The organism is Bacillus sp. V3-13, from assembly GCF_002860165.1.
Lineage (GTDB): Bacteria > Bacillota > Bacilli > Bacillales > Cytobacillaceae > Bacillus_BJ.
This window is the reverse complement of record NZ_PGUZ01000090.1, coordinates 1-1965: the sequence shown is the minus strand read 5'-3', so window position 1 is coordinate 1965 and position 1965 is coordinate 1. Positions and strand designations below refer to the sequence as shown.

The window sequence follows — 1965 nt, the reverse complement described above, 5'->3', positions numbered from 1 at the left end:
GCAGATTATTATCGAACGATTATCATTCCCAGCCGGGTTCGTAAACCAAAGGATAAGGCCAGTGTGGAGGGGACTGTCGGATATATTTCCCGTCAAATTATCGCCCCTCTTCGGAATTATCAGTGCTTTCATCTCGAGGATCTTAATGAACGGATTTTTGATAAATTGGAAGAAATCAATAGCGCAGACTTCCAGAAACGCCCTGGATCACGTAAAAAAGTGTTTGAGGAAGAAGAGAAATCCTACCTTCAGCATCTTCCTCAAACACGATACAAACTGACGGAATGGAAAACCGCAAAGGTTCAACTGAACTACCACATCCAGGTTGAACGCATGTACTATTCCGTTCCGTATGAATATGTTCGGGAGTTTGTCGATATTCGACTTACCACCGATGTAATTGAATTTTACTTCAGAGATGCGCGGATTGCATCCCATAAACGCCTATCCGGTGAAATTGGACAATATTCAACCAACAGTGATCATATGCCCGATCATCATCGGTTATATCTGGACCACCACCCTGAAAATAATCGCCAATGGGCAGAATCAATAGGACCATATATGGATAAGTTTGTGTCACATATTTTGGATATGAATACAGAGAAAAAAGCCTTGAATATTCTCAGTACTTTAAGAAATTTAACAACAAAATACTCGAACAGTGATTTGGAGTCCGCTACCCAGACCCTACTTGAGATTTCACAGCATCCTACGGTGTCTGTTTTAAAAGGTATATTGGACAGGCATAAAAAAAGGAAGCAAAAGCAATCGGCTAATCAGCTCGATTCAAACGATAGGACTGAAGATTATGGATTTGTACGGGGCGCACAATACTTCGGGAGGAATAAGTGATGATGAATCAGGAAACGCTACGCAAATTAACTGAAATGAAAATGAGTGGCATGGCCGAACTATACCAGCAACAGGAGATAAATAAAGAATACAGCAAAATGGATTTCGATGATCGTTTTAACCTGCTTGTCGATCATGAGTATGATCGACGCAAATCAAATAAACTGGAACGATTGATCAAACAGGCAACATTCAACGATTCCACAGCTGCAATTGAAGATATCGAATACCATCCAGACCGAAAGCTGGACAAAGCACTTATCCTTGAACCGGCAACAGGAAATTACATCCACCATCACCATAATATCATCTTAATGGGAGCATCAGGGAACGGAAAGACCTGGATTTCTAATGCCTTTGGCATTCAGGCATGTCGTCAATTTTATAATGTCAAATACATCCGATTACCTGAATTATTGGATGAACTGGCAGTAGCGAAATATGAGGCAGATGGCAGCTTCCGTAAGCTGATTCAAAAATATAGGAAGGTAGATTTATTAATCTTGGATGAATGGCTGTTAACCGAACTTTCTGAAGAGAACATCCTTCATATCTTTGAAATTATTGAAGCAAGGTTAAAGAAAGCTTCAACGATTTTCTGTTCTCAATTTTCACCCGAAGGCTGGCACTCGAAGTTGGGACAGGCCCAGATTGCAGATGCGATTCTTGATCGTATTGTTCATGATTCCTATAAGATTCTAGTTGATGGTGAATTATCAATGAGAGAACGTCATGGTTTGGCGGTAAGAAAATGATTCCTACAGAAGTTGAAAACCGTATAGCTAGTTATTTCTTTCACAGATACTTACCCGAAGAAGTGATGACAAAAATAGTAGATAGGTTACTAACTCATTGTGTCTGGAATGATGAAAAGGAATTAAATTTTGATGAACTAGTCTCATGGGCAATTGAGATTATTGATCAGCAACTAGAGGATAAACGATTTAGATAAAATTAGCAGCCGTTGGAATAGAACAAAACTGTTTCAATGGCTGCCTTTTCTCTCTCATAATAATCAATGGCTCTCCCCTCCACATTCACTGGCTCTATTGTCCGCAAACAGTGGCTCAAAACTTCGCACTAGTGGCTCATTCTCTTCGCAATACTCAG

General features: G+C 40.0%; 3 protein-coding genes. All 3 read left to right on the top strand.

The features are described from left to right. A partial coding sequence (locus CU633_RS21845; RefSeq protein ID WP_441296862.1) for a Mu transposase domain-containing protein occupies window positions 1-855 on the top strand: 855 nt, incomplete at its 5' end. Further along, window positions 855-1610, top strand: coding sequence for an IS21-like element helper ATPase IstB (istB, locus tag CU633_RS21840; RefSeq protein WP_101662659.1), 756 nt, complete (start codon window positions 855-857; stop codon window positions 1608-1610). The genes CU633_RS21845 and istB, both read left to right, overlap by 1 nt. Beyond that, a complete protein-coding gene (locus CU633_RS21835; RefSeq protein WP_101662658.1) occupies window positions 1607-1807 on the top strand; it encodes a hypothetical protein in 201 nt (66 codons plus the stop codon). The genes istB and CU633_RS21835 overlap by 4 nt, the downstream gene beginning before the upstream one ends. The last annotated feature ends 158 nt before the right edge of the window (window positions 1808-1965 follow it).

What these genes read in the sequence shown, in the direction of transcription:
- CU633_RS21835 (WP_101662658.1), top strand. Translation starts at nt 1,607, where the DNA reads ATGATTCCTACAGAAGTTGAAAACCGTATAGCTAGTTATTTCTTTCAC.
- istB (WP_101662659.1), top strand. Translation starts at nt 855, where the DNA reads ATGATGAATCAGGAAACGCTACGCAAATTAACTGAAATGAAAATGAGT.